At 60.5% G+C, this 15,967-nt stretch carries 18 protein-coding genes; 13 read left to right on the forward strand and 5 right to left on the reverse strand.

What is annotated here, in order from left to right; genetic code table 11:
- A partial coding sequence (locus ACRESD_RS19850) for a methylated-DNA--[protein]-cysteine S-methyltransferase (protein ID WP_431752456.1) occupies window positions 1-281 on the forward strand: 281 nt, incomplete at its 5' end.
- On the opposite strand, the gene ACRESD_RS19855 is transcribed toward ACRESD_RS19850, so the two are convergent.
- Window positions 278-739 carry a GyrI-like domain-containing protein gene (locus ACRESD_RS19855; protein ID WP_431752457.1) on the reverse strand — a complete coding sequence of 154 codons (462 nt, stop codon included), beginning with the start codon at window positions 737-739 and terminating at the stop codon, window positions 278-280. The two genes, ACRESD_RS19850 and ACRESD_RS19855, sit on opposite strands and share 4 nt — an antisense overlap.
- A gap of 168 nt (window positions 740-907) precedes the next feature.
- Here ACRESD_RS19855 and ACRESD_RS19860 point away from each other — a divergent pair, with 168 nt between their 5' ends.
- From ACRESD_RS19860 to ACRESD_RS19885, 6 genes are all read left to right on the forward strand, one after another.
- Entirely contained in the window at window positions 908-1,972 is a 1,065-nt protein-coding gene (locus tag ACRESD_RS19860) for an NAD(P)H-dependent flavin oxidoreductase (RefSeq protein WP_431752458.1), read from the forward strand.
- Between the two features lie 112 nt (window positions 1,973-2,084).
- Window positions 2,085-2,858 carry a molybdate ABC transporter substrate-binding protein gene (gene modA / locus ACRESD_RS19865; RefSeq protein ID WP_431752459.1) on the forward strand — a complete coding sequence of 258 codons (774 nt, stop codon included), beginning with the start codon at window positions 2,085-2,087 and terminating at the stop codon, window positions 2,856-2,858.
- On the forward strand, window positions 2,859-3,539 hold the full coding sequence (gene modB, locus ACRESD_RS19870) for a molybdate ABC transporter permease subunit (protein ID WP_431752460.1): 681 nt from the start codon (window positions 2,859-2,861) through the stop codon (window positions 3,537-3,539).
- 5 nt (window positions 3,540-3,544) lie between these two features.
- Complete coding sequence (gene modC, locus ACRESD_RS19875) at window positions 3,545-4,624, forward strand: molybdenum ABC transporter ATP-binding protein (RefSeq protein WP_431752461.1); 1,080 nt, start codon at window positions 3,545-3,547, stop codon at window positions 4,622-4,624.
- Between the two features lie 186 nt (window positions 4,625-4,810).
- Window positions 4,811-6,445: an ABC-F family ATP-binding cassette domain-containing protein gene (locus ACRESD_RS19880; protein WP_431752462.1), complete on the forward strand. Its 1,635-nt coding sequence runs from the start codon at window positions 4,811-4,813 to the stop codon at window positions 6,443-6,445.
- Between the two features lie 68 nt (window positions 6,446-6,513).
- Window positions 6,514-7,218 carry a YoaK family protein gene (locus ACRESD_RS19885; protein ID WP_431752463.1) on the forward strand — a complete coding sequence of 235 codons (705 nt, stop codon included), beginning with the start codon at window positions 6,514-6,516 and terminating at the stop codon, window positions 7,216-7,218.
- 143 nt (window positions 7,219-7,361) lie between these two features.
- On the opposite strand, the gene ACRESD_RS19890 is transcribed toward ACRESD_RS19885, so the two are convergent.
- The 4 genes from ACRESD_RS19890 to ACRESD_RS19905 form a co-directional block, all read right to left on the reverse strand.
- Window positions 7,362-7,715 carry a hypothetical protein gene (locus ACRESD_RS19890; RefSeq protein WP_431752464.1) on the reverse strand — a complete coding sequence of 118 codons (354 nt, stop codon included), beginning with the start codon at window positions 7,713-7,715 and terminating at the stop codon, window positions 7,362-7,364.
- A 172-nt stretch (window positions 7,716-7,887) separates the two neighbouring features.
- Window positions 7,888-8,199: an AzlD domain-containing protein gene (locus ACRESD_RS19895; protein ID WP_431752465.1), complete on the reverse strand. Its 312-nt coding sequence runs from the start codon at window positions 8,197-8,199 to the stop codon at window positions 7,888-7,890.
- A complete protein-coding gene (locus ACRESD_RS19900; protein ID WP_431752466.1) occupies window positions 8,196-8,891 on the reverse strand; it encodes an AzlC family ABC transporter permease in 696 nt (231 codons plus the stop codon). The genes ACRESD_RS19895 and ACRESD_RS19900 overlap by 4 nt, the downstream gene beginning before the upstream one ends.
- Window positions 8,892-8,962: 71 nt before the next feature.
- Entirely contained in the window at window positions 8,963-9,178 is a 216-nt protein-coding gene (locus ACRESD_RS19905; RefSeq protein WP_431752467.1) for a hypothetical protein, read from the reverse strand.
- A 178-nt stretch (window positions 9,179-9,356) separates the two neighbouring features.
- Between ACRESD_RS19905 and ACRESD_RS19910 the strand changes: the two genes are divergently transcribed.
- The 6 genes from ACRESD_RS19910 to mgtA all read left to right on the forward strand — a co-directional run bounded on the left by ACRESD_RS19910 (window position 9,357) and on the right by mgtA (window position 15,822).
- Window positions 9,357-9,713 carry a metalloregulator ArsR/SmtB family transcription factor gene (locus tag ACRESD_RS19910; RefSeq protein ID WP_431752468.1) on the forward strand — a complete coding sequence of 119 codons (357 nt, stop codon included), beginning with the start codon at window positions 9,357-9,359 and terminating at the stop codon, window positions 9,711-9,713.
- A 19-nt stretch (window positions 9,714-9,732) separates the two neighbouring features.
- Complete coding sequence (locus ACRESD_RS19915) at window positions 9,733-11,016, forward strand: arsenic transporter (protein ID WP_431752469.1); 1,284 nt, start codon at window positions 9,733-9,735, stop codon at window positions 11,014-11,016.
- Between the two features lie 13 nt (window positions 11,017-11,029).
- A complete protein-coding gene (locus ACRESD_RS19920) occupies window positions 11,030-11,500 on the forward strand; it encodes an arsenate reductase ArsC (protein ID WP_431752470.1) in 471 nt (156 codons plus the stop codon).
- Window positions 11,501-11,648: 148 nt separating this feature from the next.
- The gene (locus ACRESD_RS19925) at window positions 11,649-12,260 is read left to right on the forward strand and encodes a LysE family transporter (protein WP_431752471.1); all 612 of its coding nucleotides are present in this window, start codon (window positions 11,649-11,651) and stop codon (window positions 12,258-12,260) included.
- A gap of 318 nt (window positions 12,261-12,578) precedes the next feature.
- Window positions 12,579-12,872 carry a hypothetical protein gene (locus tag ACRESD_RS19930; RefSeq protein WP_431752472.1) on the forward strand — a complete coding sequence of 98 codons (294 nt, stop codon included), beginning with the start codon at window positions 12,579-12,581 and terminating at the stop codon, window positions 12,870-12,872.
- Window positions 12,873-13,107: 235 nt separating this feature from the next.
- Window positions 13,108-15,822 carry a magnesium-translocating P-type ATPase gene (mgtA, locus tag ACRESD_RS19935; RefSeq protein ID WP_431752473.1) on the forward strand — a complete coding sequence of 905 codons (2,715 nt, stop codon included), beginning with the start codon at window positions 13,108-13,110 and terminating at the stop codon, window positions 15,820-15,822.
- The last annotated feature ends 145 nt before the right edge of the window (window positions 15,823-15,967 follow it).

A 15,967-nucleotide genomic window follows, 5' to 3' on the forward strand; every position in this document is an offset into this window, starting at 1 on the left:
GCTTGGACCTGCCTCTGGACTTGCGCGGCACGGCCTTCCAGGAACGGGTATGGCAAGCGCTGCGCGAAATTCCGGTGGGCGCCACCGCCACTTATGCGCAGATTGCCCAGCGAATCGGCGCGCCCAAGTCCTTTCGTGCCGTGGCCCAGGCCTGTGGTGCCAACAGCCTCGCGGTGGTCATTCCTTGCCACCGCGTGGTGCGCAGTAACGGTGAGCTCTCAGGCTACCGCTGGGGCGTGGAGCGCAAGCGGCAGCTGTTGGAACGGGAAACCACCCCTTAACGGATACCGATGTAAATCAGCGCCTGTTCGTCCGCCTGATAGACCTCGAAGTCAGTCACAAACGCACGGGACTCGACGCCCGGCTGCTCGAAGTAGGCCCAGACCCGCTGCCAGGCCTGGATGATTGCATCCGGCATCGGCCCATGGGCCTCAAACACCAAGTAGCGCCCAGGCTCGATTACCAGGCTTTCGAAACCCTGGGCCGCTGCATGGGTCGCAACCCCTGCGGTGACATCGAACAGCCCCCTCGCATCGGACTCATAGCCGCTGTACACCCCGTACACTGGCGACTCTGGCTGCTTGCCCGGAATGGCCTGGTAAAGCCCCTCGCCAAAAAACCGTTGCCACATCGGCCCAATTTTCGCGCTGGAGGGCTGCATTTCATCGGCATTGCGTGTCCGCACGCTCAACCCGGACACCCTGATTGCCCCCACCCGTTGTTCCTTGATCGCTTGCACAGCCCTCTCCTTTTTAAGCTTCAGGTCCGCTCATAAAACCACAGGATGTAGGCCGGATGCTCGCCCTTCACGAAATGTCACTCACGTCCAGTGAATAAAACAGACTGGCCGCCCGCCAAGTGCCCTGCTAAAACAGCGAAAAGTCTTACTGAAGCTGGAGACACATCCATGAGCACCTGGCCAGACACCCGTATTCTCGATCTGCTGGGCATCGAAGTGCCCATCATCCAGGCCCCGATGGCCGGTGCCACCACCACCGCCATGGTCATCGCGGCAAGCCGTGCGGGTGCGCTGGGCTCAATGCCCGCCGCTGCGCTGAGCATCGAGCAATTACGCGAAGCACTGGCCACAATCCGCCAAGCCAGCGCACGGCCGATCAACGTGAATTTCTTCTGCCATCAACCACCCGCAGCTAATGAAGCGCGTGACCGCGATTGGAAGGATTTGCTGGAGCCTTATTACCGTGAGCTGGGCGCCGATTTTGATGCGCCAACCCCAGAGTCCAGTCGTGCGCCCTTCAACGATGCCGCGTGTAAGGTGGTCGAAGAGTTTCGCCCGGAAGTGGTCAGTTTCCACTTCGGTTTGCCAGAAAAGTCCTTGCTTGATCGGGTAAAAGCCACCGGTGCCAAGGTGCTTTCTTCGGCCACTACCGTCGAGGAGGCCATCTGGCTGGAACAGCACGGCTGCGATGCGATCATTGCCATGGGCATCGAGGCCGGTGGGCACCGTGGTCTGTTTCTGAGCGATGACCTCAATACCCAGATCGGCCTGATGGCCCTGGTGCCGCAAATCGTCGACGCCGTCAGCGTGCCGGTGATTGCCGCCGGTGGCATTGGTGATGCACGGGGCATTGTCGCGGCGTTCGCCCTGGGCGCTTCAGCCGTGCAGATCGGCACCGCGTACCTGTTCACGCCCGAAGCCAACGTCACCCCTTCCCACCACCATGCGTTGCGCCATGCCCAGGCCAGCGAAACAGCACTGACCAACCTGTTCACCGGGCGCCCGGCGCGGGGCATCGTCAACCGCGTGATGCGTGAGCTGGGCCCGATCAACCCGGCGGCTCCAGCGTTCCCTCGGTCCGGCGGCGCCTTGATGCCGCTCAAGGCCAAGGATGAAGCGGGCTTCAGTAACTTGTGGTCCGGTCAGGCGCTGGGACTGGGCAAAGACATGTCCACCTACGAGCTGACGCGCGAATTGGCCGAACAGACGCTGGTCAAACTCCAAAAGAACTGACACCTGGGGCAACTTTGCACTGTACCGGCAGTGGCCAACCGCTATATATTCCCATACATAGCGGTAAAGCCTTCTACCTATAACAAGCCGTACACCCCCAAGGAGCTGCTTCATGATGATCCGCGCCTCTCGCCTGGCCCCCACGGCCCTGGCCACCCTTATCACCGCCTTTGCTTTCAGCACCGCCTACGCAGACGAAGTGCAAGTGGCTGTCGCCGCCAACTTCACCGCGCCGATCCAGGCCATCGCCGCTGACTTCGAGAAAGACACCGGGCACAAACTGGTCGCGGCCTACGGCGCCACTGGCCAGTTCTACACACAAATCAAGAATGGCGCCCCGTTCGAAGTGTTCCTGAGTGCCGACGACACCACCCCGCAAAAACTTGAAACCGAAGGCGACACGGTCAAAGGCTCGCGCTTCACCTACGCGGTCGGCACGCTGGCCCTGTGGTCGGCCAAAGAGGGCTACGTGGATGCCAAAGGTGATGTGCTGAAGAAGAATGAGTTCAAGCACCTGTCCATCGCCAACCCGAAAGCCGCCCCTTACGGCCTGGCTGCTACCCAAGTGCTGGCCAAGGAAGGTTTGACCGACAAGGTCAAGGACAAGATCGTCGAAGGCCAGAACATCACCCAAGCCTACCAGTTCGTGTCCACCGGCAATGCCGAGCTGGGTTTCGTCGCGCTGTCGCAGATCTACAAGGACGGCAAAGTGACCAGCGGCTCGGCGTGGATCGTCCCGGCGTCCATGCATGACCCGATCAAGCAAGACGCCGTGATCCTCAACAAAGGCAAGGACAGCGCCGCAGCCAAGGCCCTGGTCGAGTACCTCAAGGGCCCGAAAGCCGCCGCGGTGATCAAGTCCTACGGTTACGAGCTGGCTCACTAAATGCCGCTGACGAGTGCCGATTTTTCCGCGATCTGGTTGACCATCAAACTGGCGTCACTGACCACCGTGATCCTGCTGGTCATCGGCACTCCGATTGCCCTGTGGCTGTCGCGCACCCAATCCTGGTGGCGCGGCCCCATCGGGGCGGTCGTCGCCTTGCCGTTGGTGCTGCCGCCGACGGTCATCGGCTTTTACCTGCTGTTGACCATGGGGCCCAACGGCTATTTCGGCCAGTTCACCCAATGGCTGGGATTGGGCACCCTGACTTTCAGCTTCGCCGGGCTGGTAATCGGCTCGGTGATCTACTCCATGCCGTTCGTGGTGCAGCCGTTGCAAAACGCCTTTTCTGCCATTGGCACGCGCCCACTGGAAGTGGCCGCCACCTTGCGGGCCAACCCATGGGACACCTTCTTTAGCGTGATTTTGCCCCTGGCACGCCCGGGGTTTATCACCGCGTCGATTCTCGGCTTTGCCCACACCGTTGGTGAGTTTGGCGTGGTGCTGATGATCGGCGGCAATATCCCTGACAAAACCCGCGTGGTCTCGGTGCAGATCTACGACCACGTCGAAGCCATGGAATACGCCCAGGCCCATTGGTTGGCCGGCGCCATGGTGGTGTTCGCGTTCCTTGTATTGCTGGCGCTGTACTCCAGCCGTAAAACCAAGATGGGCTGGAGCTGATCGCGATGATTGATGCACGCCTGCAACTGAAGTATTCGGGTTTTGCCCTGGATGTGGACCTGCACCTGCCGGGCCGTGGCGTGACGGCGTTGTATGGGCACTCCGGCTCCGGCAAGACCACTTGCCTGCGCTGTATCGCCGGTCTGGAACGGGCGGAGAACGGGTTTATCCAGATAAACGATGAAGTCTGGCAAGACACCCGTAACGGACTGTTCGTGCCGCCTCATAAACGCGCCCTGGGCTATGTATTCCAGGAGGCGAGCCTGTTTCCCCATTTGTCAGTGCGTGCCAACCTGGAGTTCGGTCTCAAGCGCATCCCCCGTTCGCAGCGCAGGGTGGATATGACTCACGCCACCGAACTGCTGGGCATCGGCCACCTGCTCGACCGCCATCCGCAGCACTTGTCCGGCGGCGAGCGCCAGCGCATCGGCATCGCTCGCGCGCTGCTCACCAGCCCCAAACTGTTGTTGATGGATGAACCGTTGGCGGCCCTGGACAGTCAGCGCAAAAGTGAAATCCTGCCGTACCTGGAACGCCTGCATGACGAACTGGACATTCCGATGCTGTACGTCAGCCATGCCCAGGATGAAGTGGCGCGGCTGGCTGATCACATCGTACTGCTCAGTGACGGCAAAGCTCTGGCCAGCGGCCCCATAGGCGAAACCCTGGCGCGCCTGGATTTGCCCATGGCCTTGGGCGATGACGCTGGCGTGGTGATCAATGGTGCGGTCAACGCGTATGACCAGCACTACCAGTTGCTCACCCTGCAACTGCCCGACAGTCTGTTGTCCATGCGTGTGGCTCATGCGCCGCTCGCGCTGGGCAAACAGCTGCGTATCAAGGTGCAGGCGCGAGACGTGAGCCTCAGTCTGCAGGCTGGGGAGCACAGCAGCATCCTCAACCGCTTGCCGGTCACGGTCACCCAGGAGATTTCGGCGGACAACAGCGCTCACGTGCTGGTACGCCTGGACGCCGGTGGCACGCCGTTGCTGGCGCGTATCACGCGTTTCTCCCGCGACCAGTTGCAACTGCACCCCGGCCAGACACTGTGGGCACACATCAAGGCCGTGGCGGTGCTGGCGTAAACAACTATTAGGCACAGCCGCGCAGGGACGCGGACTTGCCCAAGAACGCCAAGGCAGGTTAGCCTCTACCCCCCTTCTGACTTACGGGATGACCGCCGACGTGAACAACTAAGCCTTCCAAAATGTATCTGCAACGAGCCGCCTGACGAGCTTGTTGGCCTGTTCGACATTTTTTTGGAGGTGCTGATGACTGACGTCAACCGGCTGCCCGTACTCGTTTCCCTGCAACACCTGTCTTTCCAGTTCGCCGATGGCGACACCTTGCTGGAAGACCTGAACCTGTCCATCGATCACACGCCCACCGGGATTGTCGGGCGTAACGGCCGTGGCAAAAGCATCCTGGCCAAGCTGATCGCCGGGATGCTCAAGCCTTCCTCCGGCATACGCGACGGCGACGCCCGTGTGGCCTACGTCGCGCAGAGCCTGAGTATTCAACCGGGCGAAAGCATTGCCCATGTCACCCACACCGCCGAACCCCTCGCCGCGCTTGAGCGCATGGCATCGGGCGAAGCCCGTGCGGATGATTTCGAGCTGATTGACGACCGCTGGGACCTGGCCGAGCGCCTGCGCGCAGCGTTGGATGCTGCGGGCTTGCAGGCGATTAGCTTCGATACGCCAGCCGAGCAACTGAGTGGCGGACAACTGGCCAGGGTCGCGGTGATTGGCGCTATGTTGGCCGCTCCGGATTTGTTGGTGTTGGATGAACCCACCAACCACCTCGACAGCGCCGGCCGCGAATGGCTGCTGCACACACTGAATGAGTGGCGTGGCGGGTTGGTGGTGGTCAGCCACGATCGACAACTGCTCAACACCCTGGCGCGCATCATCGAGCTCTCGCCCCTGGGCATGCAGGTATATGGCGGCAATTACGATGCCTACCGCCTGCAACGCGACACCGAACAGAGCGCGGCGGTTGCTGCCCTGGAACACGCCAGGCTTGAACGCAGCCGCGAACGCAAGCGCCTGCAAAAAGATCACGATAGCCTGCAACGCAACGCCGCCCGCTCACGCAAGCATGCGGAAACTGCCAACGTTGACCGGTTCACCAAGGCCAGATGGAAAGGCGCCGCCACGGAAATCGTCAGCACCGTGCGCAGCGCCCATCACGCCCATAAAAATCATCTTGACCAGCAAGTGCGCCAAGCCTACGAGCGCGTGGTGGATGACACACCCACCCTGCTCGCCCTCCCAGGCTCGACGCTGCCCAATGGCCGACACGTCATCACAATGGCGCAGGCTCAATTGCCGTGGCTCGATGCACGGCAGCCTTCTGCCTACCTCACACTGAACCTCATGGGACCTGTGCGCGTGGCGGTACGGGGACCGAACGGTTGCGGCAAATCCACGTTGCTCAAGCTGCTTGCAGGGCACTGGCGCGCGATCAGCGGTAAATGTGCGGTGCACGTACCCAGCGCGTACATCGATCAACACCTGGCACTGCTGGACGACCAACGCTCCATCGTCGAACAGCTCAACCTGCTCGACACGCCCCTGGCCGAAGCCGAACTGCGCACGCGCCTGGCCTTACTGCAACTGGATGCGCAGCGTGTTACCCAGCCCACCGGTCAGTTGAGCGGCGGTGAGCGATTGAAGGCCGCGATGGTGATTGCCTTGTGGCGCAAAATCCCGGCGCAACTGTTTCTGCTGGACGAGCCGACCAACCATCTGGACCTGGAATCCGTGCTGGCCTTTGAACGAGCACTGCAAGGTTTTACCGGGGCCTTGCTGGTAGTTTCCCATGACGAGGCGTTTGTACAGGCAATCAGGCCGACGCATCAGTTGGAATGGCAACCTACCGGCTGGCGATTGGAATGTGTCTGAGATCATTGCACCCACACACAAAGCCTCCTACGGTAGTGGCCGGATAATCTCACCAAGGAGCCCGGCCCATGCTGCCTTCACCCCACAGACCTTATGCCAATGCCGTACTCGCCCATCGCCAACGCTGGCGTGGCCGGGTCGGCTTGCTGCTGGTGGCCAGTCTTGCGGTGCTGGCCGGCATGACGGATGCCATCGGGTTCATGGCCAGCGGGGATTTTGTCTCGTTCATGAGCGGCAACACGACACGCCTGGCCGTGGCCATTGGCGCCGGCGATCTTGGCCTCACCGGGCGCCTGCTGTTACTGGTCGCGACGTTCGTCGTCGGTAATGCCTTGGGTGTGGTGGTCAGCCGCCTGAGCCGCCGGCATGCCATGCCTTTGTTGTTGTGCATTGCTGCGCTATTGAGCTGCGCCGGCTTGTGGCCCTTCGCGGATACATTGCCGGCGCTGCTTGCGGCGATCATTGCCATGGGCATGCTCAATGCGGCCGTGGAAGAGGTCAACGGCCTGCCTGTCGGCCTGACGTATGTGACAGGGGCGTTGTCACGCTTTGGTCGGGGGCTGGGGCGCTGGATGCTGGGCGAGCGACGCCATGGTTGGCGGGTGCAATTGATCCCCTGGGCTGGGATGTTCGTCGGCGCGGTGATCGGTGCCATGCTGGAACATCAATGGGGGCTCAGGGCGCTGCTGGCCAGTGGTGCATTGGCAACAGTGTTGGGCCTGGTGTCGCTGTGGATTCCCCGGCGTTGGCACTTGGGTTACATGCCGCGATAAGGAGGAAGGAAGCTCGCTCGACGTTTCGGCCTCGACATCCGTGTACCGGTAAAGAGCCATTACGTCGAGCGAGCGAATGAATCATAGGCCAATGCTCGGCAGCTGTCCCGCCAGGCATTTCCGAATAACACTAAGGCAACGTATTACAGGCAAGTTGCGAGTGCCGCCTGGCGACGTTTGGCAGGCATATTGTCCTCGACCGCGTAGTACTTGACGGTAGAGCCAGTACCCGCCGCACGCACGTCTACAAAATAGGCGCCGTCAGTGGTGTACACCGTGAAACCACCGGACTCCAACGGCTCCTTGAAGCCACCGGCGTCAACGCCGAACACCGCCTCGTCCTGCCAGCCGAACTGCACGCATTGGGCAACCACCAATGGCGCTTTGTCCGAAGCCAGGGTTTTGTAGGGCTGGCCTGCACGTGCCTCTTTCATCTTCGTGCCTGCGCACCCGGACAGTGCTGCCACCACCATGACGCCCATTACTACCTTACGCATGCCATCGCCTCCTTGGAAAAACCGCGACTGTACCATCGCCGCAGGCTTAACTGACGCGTGCATGAACTTTGTTTCACGGTAAAAGCCGGAGGCGACACTTATAGTTACCGGGCTCATTTTTAAGAAGTCTCCCTTACGCCCGCCCTCCCGCGGGCTTTTTTTCGCCTGTGCCTCAGAACCACCAGCGGAACAGATAGAACAGCGCCATGCTCAACAGCACCGTAATCAACACGTTGCGTGTCCAATACATCAGCGCCACCGCGCAGATACCGGCCAATAAATACGGGTTGGCCGGGCTCAGATTGAGCCGATGATCGGCCAGAAAAATGATCGGCCCGCAAATCGCCGTAAGCATGCCCGGCACCGCAAACCCCAGGAACTCACGGGCGCCACGGTTAAGGCGCACCGGCAGGCGCGGCTCGATAAACAGGTAACGGTTGAGAAACACCACCAGGCCCATGGTCACTATCATGATGTAGATCATGCTTGCCCTACCCCCAACCGCTTGCACGCATAGCCTGCACTCATCCCCAGCAAGCCGGACACCACCACCGCCGATTCCCAGTGCAAAAAGCTCAGCCATACCGAACACAACAAGGAGACCGCCACACACACCACCGTCGGCACGTCGCGCACCACCGGGGTGATCAAGGCGATAAAGGTAGCGGCAATCGAAAATTCCAGCCCCAGTTGATCCAGCCCGGGAATGCTTTTGCCGAGCACGATGCCGGCCAGGGTAAAGAGGTTCCAGGCGATGTAAAACGTCAGGCCCACGCCCAGGGCGTACCAGCGGTTGAACGTCTGGCGGTCATAGTGATTGACCAGGGCGAAGAATTCATCGGTGAGCAGAAAGCCCAGGCTGATGCGCCAGCGGGCGTTGAGTGACGACAAGGTCGGGCGCATATGCATGCCATACAGCAAGTGCTGGGATGTCAGCAGCAACGTGGTCAGCACGATGGAAATCAGACTCGCACCACTTTTGACCATACCAATCGCCACCAACTGCGCGGCACCGGCAAAGACAATGGCGGACAAACCCTGGGCTTGCAGTGGCGTGAACTGCGCATCGATTGCCATAGAGCCGGCAAGCAGCCCCCACGGCGCACAGGCCAGGGATAACGGAATGACGGCAATTGCGCCGCGAGCGAAGGCGTAATGAGGTAAGGCGGTAGGCATGGAAACGGCTCATCGACAGACAGTCGGCAAGCATGCCAGCGTCACACGGGGGTTGTCTTGAACGATCGTGCTCAGGCGAGTTTTACCGAGACCAGCTCCACCGAGTCACGCGCTTCGCGCAGCTCATAAGCGTCCTGGTTGAGCCGGTGAATGGTGTTGAGCAGGCGCTGGCGCAGCACTTCATCGCCGAGCTTTTCGACGGCGCGCATCAGGTCAAACGCGGCGGTTTCGTTGTTGTCCGCGACGGCGTCGAGGGTCTTGCGCAGGTTACGAGTGGCACGGGTCACGCGGAGTCTTCCTTCATCAGCAATGGGCAGGCACTTTAGGACAGTTGTGTTTCATTTTAATTTCAAACACTTGTGGTCGATTGGCGTGGGTTTGATCCATGTCAATCGAATTCAGGATTTGACCTACATATATGGATATCCGTATATTCGAATAAACATATGTTTAAAGGCCCTGATCATGTCAGACCTCATTTCTCCTCCCGACCTGTTCAAATGCCTGGCAGACGCCACAAGGGTGCGGTTGACGTTATTGATCCTGCGCGAAGGCGAACTTTGCGTATGTGAACTGATCCATGCCTTGGACGACAGCCAGCCCAAAATTTCCCGTCACCTGGCGCAACTGCGCAGTGGCGGGTTGTTGCTGGATCGTCGCCAAGGGCAATGGATCTACTACCGCATCAATCCGGCACTGCCCCAGTGGGTCACCGATGTGCTGGACACCACCCTGCAAGCCAACCAGCCATGGTTGCACACCGACGCGCAGCGTCTGGATGCAATGGGCGACAGACCACAACGGGCCGGCACCTGCTGCTGAGCCATCGGAGCGTTTATTCATGCTTGTCGCTGTTGCGATTTTTATCTTCACCATCGTCCTGGTCATCTGGCAGCCCAAAGGCCTGGGCGTCGGCTGGAGCGCCACCCTGGGCGCAATCCTGGCCCTGGCCTGTGGCGTGATCAGCCTGGCTGATATTCCGGCGGTGTGGCACATCATCTGGAACGCCACCGGCACTTTTGTGGCGCTGATCATCATCAGCCTGTTGCTCGACGAGGCTGGCTTCTTTGCCTGGACGGCGCTGCACGTGGCGCGTTGGGGCCGTGGGCGCGGGCGGCGGTTGTTTGCCTATATGGTGCTGCTCGGCGCCCTGGTGTCGGCGCTGTTTGCCAATGACGGCGCGGCGCTGATCCTCACGCCCATCGTGATGTCGATGCTATTGGCCTTGCGCTTTTCCCCGGCCGCCACCCTCGCCTTTGTCATGGCCGCCGGGTTTATCGCCGACACGGCCAGCCTGCCGCTGGTGGTGTCCAACCTGGTGAACATCGTCTCGGCGGATTATTTCAAGATCGGCTTCAACGAGTATGCCGCCGTGATGGTGCCGGTGAACCTCGTCAGCGTGGCAGCGACCCTGGCGGTGCTGCTGTGGTTTTTCCGCCGCGATATCCCGCAGGTCTATAACCCGGACGACCTTGAAAATCCGGCCAGCGCCATCCACGACCGTGCGACCTTTCGCGCCGGTTGGTGGGTACTGGGTATCTTGCTGATCGGCTGTTTCGCCCTGGAGCCGCTGGGTATTCCCATCAGTGCAATTTCCGCCGTGTGCGCCCTGCTCCTGCTGATCATCGCCGCCAAAGGCCATAAAATTTCCACACGCAAGGTGCTCAAGGAAGCGCCCTGGCAGATTGTGATCTTTTCCTTGGGCATGTACCTGGTGGTCTACGGGCTGCGCAATGCCGGCCTCACCACCTACCTGGCCACCTGGCTCGACACCTTCGCCACCTATGGCGTGTGGGGCGCGGCCCTGGGCACCGGCGTGCTCACGGCGTTGTTGTCATCCGCCATGAACAACCTGCCGACGGTGTTGATTGGTGCACTGTCCATCGAGTCCAGCCATGCCGTGGGCGTGATCAAGGACGCGATGATCTACGCCAACGTCATCGGCAGCGACCTTGGCCCGAAAATCACGCCTATCGGCAGCCTGGCCACGCTGCTGTGGCTGCATATCCTGGCGCGCAAAGGCATCACCATTACCTGGGGTTATTACTTCAAGGTCGGGATCGTACTGACCCTGCCCGTGCTGTTGATCACCCTGGCCGCCCTCGCCCTGCGCCTGAGTTTCTGAAGGAGATGCTGCAATGAAAGTGTTGTTCATGTGTACCGCCAACAGCTGCCGCAGCATTTTGTCCGAAGCGATGTTCAACCATCTTGCACCCAAGGGTTTTGAGGCGATCAGCGCCGGGAGTTTCCCCAAGGGCCAGGTCCTGCCTCGCAGCCTGAGCACGTTGCAGGCAGCCGGCATCAGCACCGAAGGGCTTTACAGCAAGGGCAATGACGCCTTTGAAGGCAGCCCGCCGGATGTGGTGATTACCGTGTGCGACAAGGCAGCCGGTGAAGCGTGCCCGGTGTATTTCGGCCCGGCGATCAAGGCACATTGGGGCCTGGAAGACCCGTCGGATATCCAGGCGGATGAGGCCGCCGTGGACGCCGCGTTCAACGCCACGCTGGACATCATCGCCATTCGTTGCAAAGCCTTCTTTGACCTGCCTTTCACTCAGCTCAACCCAACTGAGTTGAAGGTCGAACTCGAACGCATTGCGCAGTTATAGCCGGAGGATTGTGATGACGACCTTGCCCAACCTCGATACCGGTCTTTGCAGCCCATTGCCTGTCGGCACGGCGCAACGGGTCAATCAACGGTCGATCCGAGCCCCCTTGCCAGCGTATGCTTTCGCACTTTCCTGAAAGGACGCGGGCATGCTGACGATCTTTTTCTACGCACTGGTATTCGGTTTCGTGTTTTGCCTCTCACCCGGTGCGGTGCTGGCCGAGACGTTGCGCCGAGGCTTGCTCCACGGCTTCACTCCAGCCCTGCTGGTTCAGTTCGGCTCCCTGGTGGGCGACGCCGTATGGGCGGTGATCGGCCTCACCGGCATTGCCTTGCTGGTCCAGCATGACGCCGTGCGCGTGCCGCTGACGGTGGTGTGCGCGGTGTACCTGGCCTGGCTGGGCGTGCGCGGTCTGATCGACGCCTGGCACCTGCCGCAAGCACACACCGCGCCCGCCCGCTCCGGGCAGAACGCACTGGCGGTGGGCGCCGCCATTTCCCTGGCCAACCCGAAGAACATTGTGTATTGGGGCGCCCTCGGCAGCGCGTTGTCCGGGATTGTCGGTGCCACGCCCAGCCATGGGCAGACCCTGATGTTTTTTGCCGGTTTCATGTTGGCTTCGGTGTTGTCGTGCTTCGTGGTGGCTACCCTGGTCAATCTGTTGCGCAAGACCGCATCGCCACTGTGGCAACGCATCAGTTATGGCTCCTGTGGATTGGTATTGTTGTATCTCGCGTACCTCGCCACACTTGGCCTGTGAAGTTATATATATCGCAACTTACCGACGCCTCTTGTCTGAATGAACTCTGAACGCAGGGTAATTTAATTAATCATGCGTTGACATTTTGTAACTGGCTGAGTAGATTGCCCCTGCCCGCAACTGGGGCCTTTTTTAAACCTCACAAAAGAAGCCAATGGACACAGTATCTAGTCGCTGTCCGAGCACCGCCTTTGCGGGCATCGGGCGCCAAACCCAGAATATGACAGGACTCGCTGCATCGGTCCGGTAAGCTGCGCTAGAGCTTGATGCTCCACCGTAACTGCCTCGCCGGTCGCCCGTCCGGTCCCGAGGTGTGTTATGACCCTTCAACTGTTTGTTTTACCTGATATCCGCTCGCTGGCCTCGGCCCTGCGCGCCAAGCTGTGCCGTGAGCCTGTAGGCTTCTCGCCTACCCGCTCGACCTTTGCCATACCCTCCCCCGACGTTCGCCCAGCGCCAATGCTGGCGCACTGGCGCGTCTGCCCAAGCACTGGCCAACTGGTTCAGCACTGGGATCACGCCGACCCTCAAGACCCTCAGAGACGGATCGTTTCCGGCCTCGTTCAAGCGAGCCTGATGCTTAGCCTCTACGTGAGCGCTCGCACAGCCTGAGCCTGCTGGAAACCACAACTTTCCCGATTAATCGCCTGGAGTTCTTTATGAACAAATCCAGTAGTAGCCCGCTGCGCGCTAGTTAATTAACGCGCACTAAGCGGGCCCTGTAAAAGTTATTAAGCACTTTATTTAAACCGATCGCGAAGTCCGCGGCTCGGCATGCTTTCGCTCGCCTGCAATCAGGTAAGTACCGGGTATGTTTTGTCGAGAATTGGCGACAGGAGTACAGACAATGAGCGCCGTAAAAAACACGCCTCTGCACAAGAAAAATGGCACCGCGACCGACACCAAACTGTCGATGCGTGCCGCCCGCGAAGCCCAGAACGGCCTGTCGGCCACCCTCGCCAATGTGCGGGCAACCCAGGATGGCCTGACCGAACTGGACGCCTCGGCGCGCCTGCAACGCGAAGGCTACAACGAAGTGGCCCACGACAAGCCGCCTCACGCCATCGTCCAGTTCCTGCAAGCACTGAACAACCCGTTCATCTATGTATTGCTGACCCTAGGCGGCATCAGCTTTGTCACCGACTGCTGGTTGCCGATGCAGGACGGTGAAGAAGCCGACCCGACCAAGGTCATTATCATCATGACTATGGTACTGCTCAGCAGCCTGCTGCGCTTTTGGCAGGAGCACCGCTCGGCCAAGTCCGCCGAAGCCCTCAAGGCGATGGTACGCACTACCGCCACCGTGTTGCGCCGCGAGCAAGTGGGCGCCCAGCCGGTCCTTCGCGAAGTGCCGATGCGCGAGCTGGTGGCCGGCGATATCGTGCAGTTGTCGGCTGGCGACATGATCCCGGCAGATATCCGTCTGATCGAATCCCGTGACCTGTTCATCAGCCAGGCCGTGCTGACCGGCGAAGCCTTGCCGGTGGAAAAGTACGACACGTTGGGTGACGTGACGCAGAAGTCGGCGTCCTCGCTGGCGGCTGGCCAAGACAACCTGCTGGACCTGCCGAACATCTGCTTCATGGGCACCAACGTGGTCAGCGGCCGCGCCAAAGCCGTGGTCGTCGCCACCGGGCCGCGCACCTACTTCGGCTCCCTGGCCAAGGCGATTGTCGGCTCCCGCGTGCAAACCGCCTTCGACCGTGGCGTGAACAGTGTCAGCTGGCTGCTGATCCGCTTCATGCTGGTGATGGTACCGATCGTGTTCCTGCTCAATGGCTTCTCCAAAGGCGATTGGGGCGATGCGTTCCTGTTTGCCCTGGCGGTGGCCGTCGGCCTCACCCCGGAAATGCTGCCGATGATCGTCAGCGCCAACCTGGCCAAGGGCGCTACCGCCATGGCCAAGCGCAAAGTGGTGGTCAAGCGCCTGAATGCGATCCAGAACTTCGGTTCGATGGACGTGCTGTGCACCGACAAGACGGGCACCCTGACCCAGGACAAGATCATCCTCGAACACCACGTCAACGCCTTTGGCCAACGCGATGACGCGGTGCTGTCCCTGGCCTGGCTCAACAGCTTTCACCAGAGCGGCATGAAGAACCTGATGGACCAGGCCGTGGTGCAGTTCTCGGAGCAGAACCCCAAGTTCCAAGTACCGTTTGCCTACAGCAAAGTGGACGAATTGCCATTCGACTTTGTACGCCGTCGCCTGTCGATCGTGGTCAAGGACGCTGCCGGCGACCAATTGCTGGTGTGCAAGGGCGCCGTGGAAGAGATGCTGGGCATTTCCACCCATGTGATGGAAGGTGGCGATGCCGTGCTGCTGGATGATCGCCGCCGCGAAGAGTTGCTGGCCCTGGCCAACGACTACAACGAGGATGGCTTCCGCGTACTGGTGGTCGCGACCCGCAATATCCCCAAATCCCTGGCACGCCAGCAGTACACCACCGCCGATGAACGCAACCTGGTGATCCAGGGCTTCCTGACCTTCCTCGATCCACCGAAGGAAACCGCAGGCCCGGCGATTGCCGCACTGCAACAGATCGGTGTGGCGGTCAAAGTATTGACCGGCGACAACGCCGTGGTCACCGCCAAGATCTGCCGGCAGGTCGGTCTTGAACCCGGCGAGCCACTGCTGGGGGTGGAAATCGAAGCGATGGACGACGCGACCCTGCTGCGCCGCGTGGAAGAGCGCACGGTGTTTGCCAAGCTGACACCGCTGCAGAAGTCGCGGGTGCTCAAGGCCCTGCAAGCCAACGGCCACACCGTGGGCTTCCTGGGTGATGGCATCAACGATGCTCCGGCGCTGCGCGATGCAGACGTGGGCATCTCGGTCGACACCGCGACCGATATCGCCAAGGAATCGGCCGACATCATCCTGCTGGAAAAGAGCCTGATGGTGCTGGAAGAAGGCGTGCTCAAAGGCCGCGAAACCTTCGGCAATATCATGAAGTACTTGAACATGACCGCCAGTTCCAACTTCGGCAACGTGTTCTCGGTGCTGGTGGCCAGCGCGTTCATTCCATTCATGCCGATGCTGGCGATTCACCTGCTGCTGCAAAACCTGATGTACGACATCTCCCAACTGGCCTTGCCGTGGGACAAGATGGACAAGGAATACCTGGCCAAGCCACGCAAGTGGGATGCGAAAAACATTGGCCGCTTCATGATCTGGATCGGGCCGACCTCGTCGATCTTCGACATCACCACCTTTGCGCTGATGTGGTACGTGTTCTCCGCCAACAGCGTGGAAATGCAGACCCTGTTCCAGTCCGGCTGGTTCATCGAGGGGCTGCTCTCGCAAACCCTGGTGGTGCACATGCTGCGCACTCGCAAGATTCCGTTCTTCCAGAGCACGGCTGCGTGGCCGGTGCTGATGATGACCTGTGTGGTGATCGCCCTAGGGATCTACGTACCGTTCTCGCCGCTGGGCACCCTGGTAGGCCTGGAACCGCTGCCACTGGCGTACTTCCCATGGCTGGTCGGCACCCTGCTCGCTTACTGCTGCGTAGCCCAACTGATGAAAACGATCTACATCCGCCGCTTCAAGCAGTGGTACTGATCGCTCCCGCCGTTTAAACGGTGGCGGCCGCCCGGTCGCCACCGTGCATCACAAGGATTCAAATCATGCGCGTCTTGATCTGTGCAGGTCGTCATTACGCCGACACCAAGAAGTCCCGCCAAGTGCTGGACGCTTACCACCGCCT

Origin of the sequence: Pseudomonas sp. (assembly GCF_050739995.1) — a bacterium.
GTDB lineage: Bacteria > Pseudomonadota > Gammaproteobacteria > Pseudomonadales > Pseudomonadaceae > Aquipseudomonas.

Bases quoted from the DNA above. Each gene is read 5' to 3' on its own strand.
- modB (WP_431752460.1), top strand. From the start codon at position 2,859: ATGCCGCTGACGAGTGCCGATTTTTCCGCGATCTGGTTGACCATCAAA.
- ACRESD_RS19885 (WP_431752463.1), top strand. From the start codon at position 6,514: ATGCTGCCTTCACCCCACAGACCTTATGCCAATGCCGTACTCGCCCAT.
- ACRESD_RS19920 (WP_431752470.1), top strand. From the start codon at position 11,030: ATGAAAGTGTTGTTCATGTGTACCGCCAACAGCTGCCGCAGCATTTTG.
- ACRESD_RS19890 (WP_431752464.1), bottom strand. From the start codon at position 7,715: ATGCGTAAGGTAGTAATGGGCGTCATGGTGGTGGCAGCACTGTCCGGG.
- ACRESD_RS19900 (WP_431752466.1), bottom strand. From the start codon at position 8,891: ATGCCTACCGCCTTACCTCATTACGCCTTCGCTCGCGGCGCAATTGCC.
- ACRESD_RS19930 (WP_431752472.1), top strand. From the start codon at position 12,579: ATGACCCTTCAACTGTTTGTTTTACCTGATATCCGCTCGCTGGCCTCG.
- mgtA (WP_431752473.1), top strand. From the start codon at position 13,108: ATGAGCGCCGTAAAAAACACGCCTCTGCACAAGAAAAATGGCACCGCG.
- ACRESD_RS19925 (WP_431752471.1), top strand. From the start codon at position 11,649: ATGCTGACGATCTTTTTCTACGCACTGGTATTCGGTTTCGTGTTTTGC.
- modC (WP_431752461.1), top strand. From the start codon at position 3,545: ATGATTGATGCACGCCTGCAACTGAAGTATTCGGGTTTTGCCCTGGAT.
- modA (WP_431752459.1), top strand. From the start codon at position 2,085: ATGATGATCCGCGCCTCTCGCCTGGCCCCCACGGCCCTGGCCACCCTT.
- ACRESD_RS19910 (WP_431752468.1), top strand. From the start codon at position 9,357: ATGTCAGACCTCATTTCTCCTCCCGACCTGTTCAAATGCCTGGCAGAC.
- ACRESD_RS19860 (WP_431752458.1), top strand. From the start codon at position 908: ATGAGCACCTGGCCAGACACCCGTATTCTCGATCTGCTGGGCATCGAA.
- ACRESD_RS19880 (WP_431752462.1), top strand. From the start codon at position 4,811: ATGACTGACGTCAACCGGCTGCCCGTACTCGTTTCCCTGCAACACCTG.
- ACRESD_RS19895 (WP_431752465.1), bottom strand. From the start codon at position 8,199: ATGATCTACATCATGATAGTGACCATGGGCCTGGTGGTGTTTCTCAAC.
- ACRESD_RS19915 (WP_431752469.1), top strand. From the start codon at position 9,733: ATGCTTGTCGCTGTTGCGATTTTTATCTTCACCATCGTCCTGGTCATC.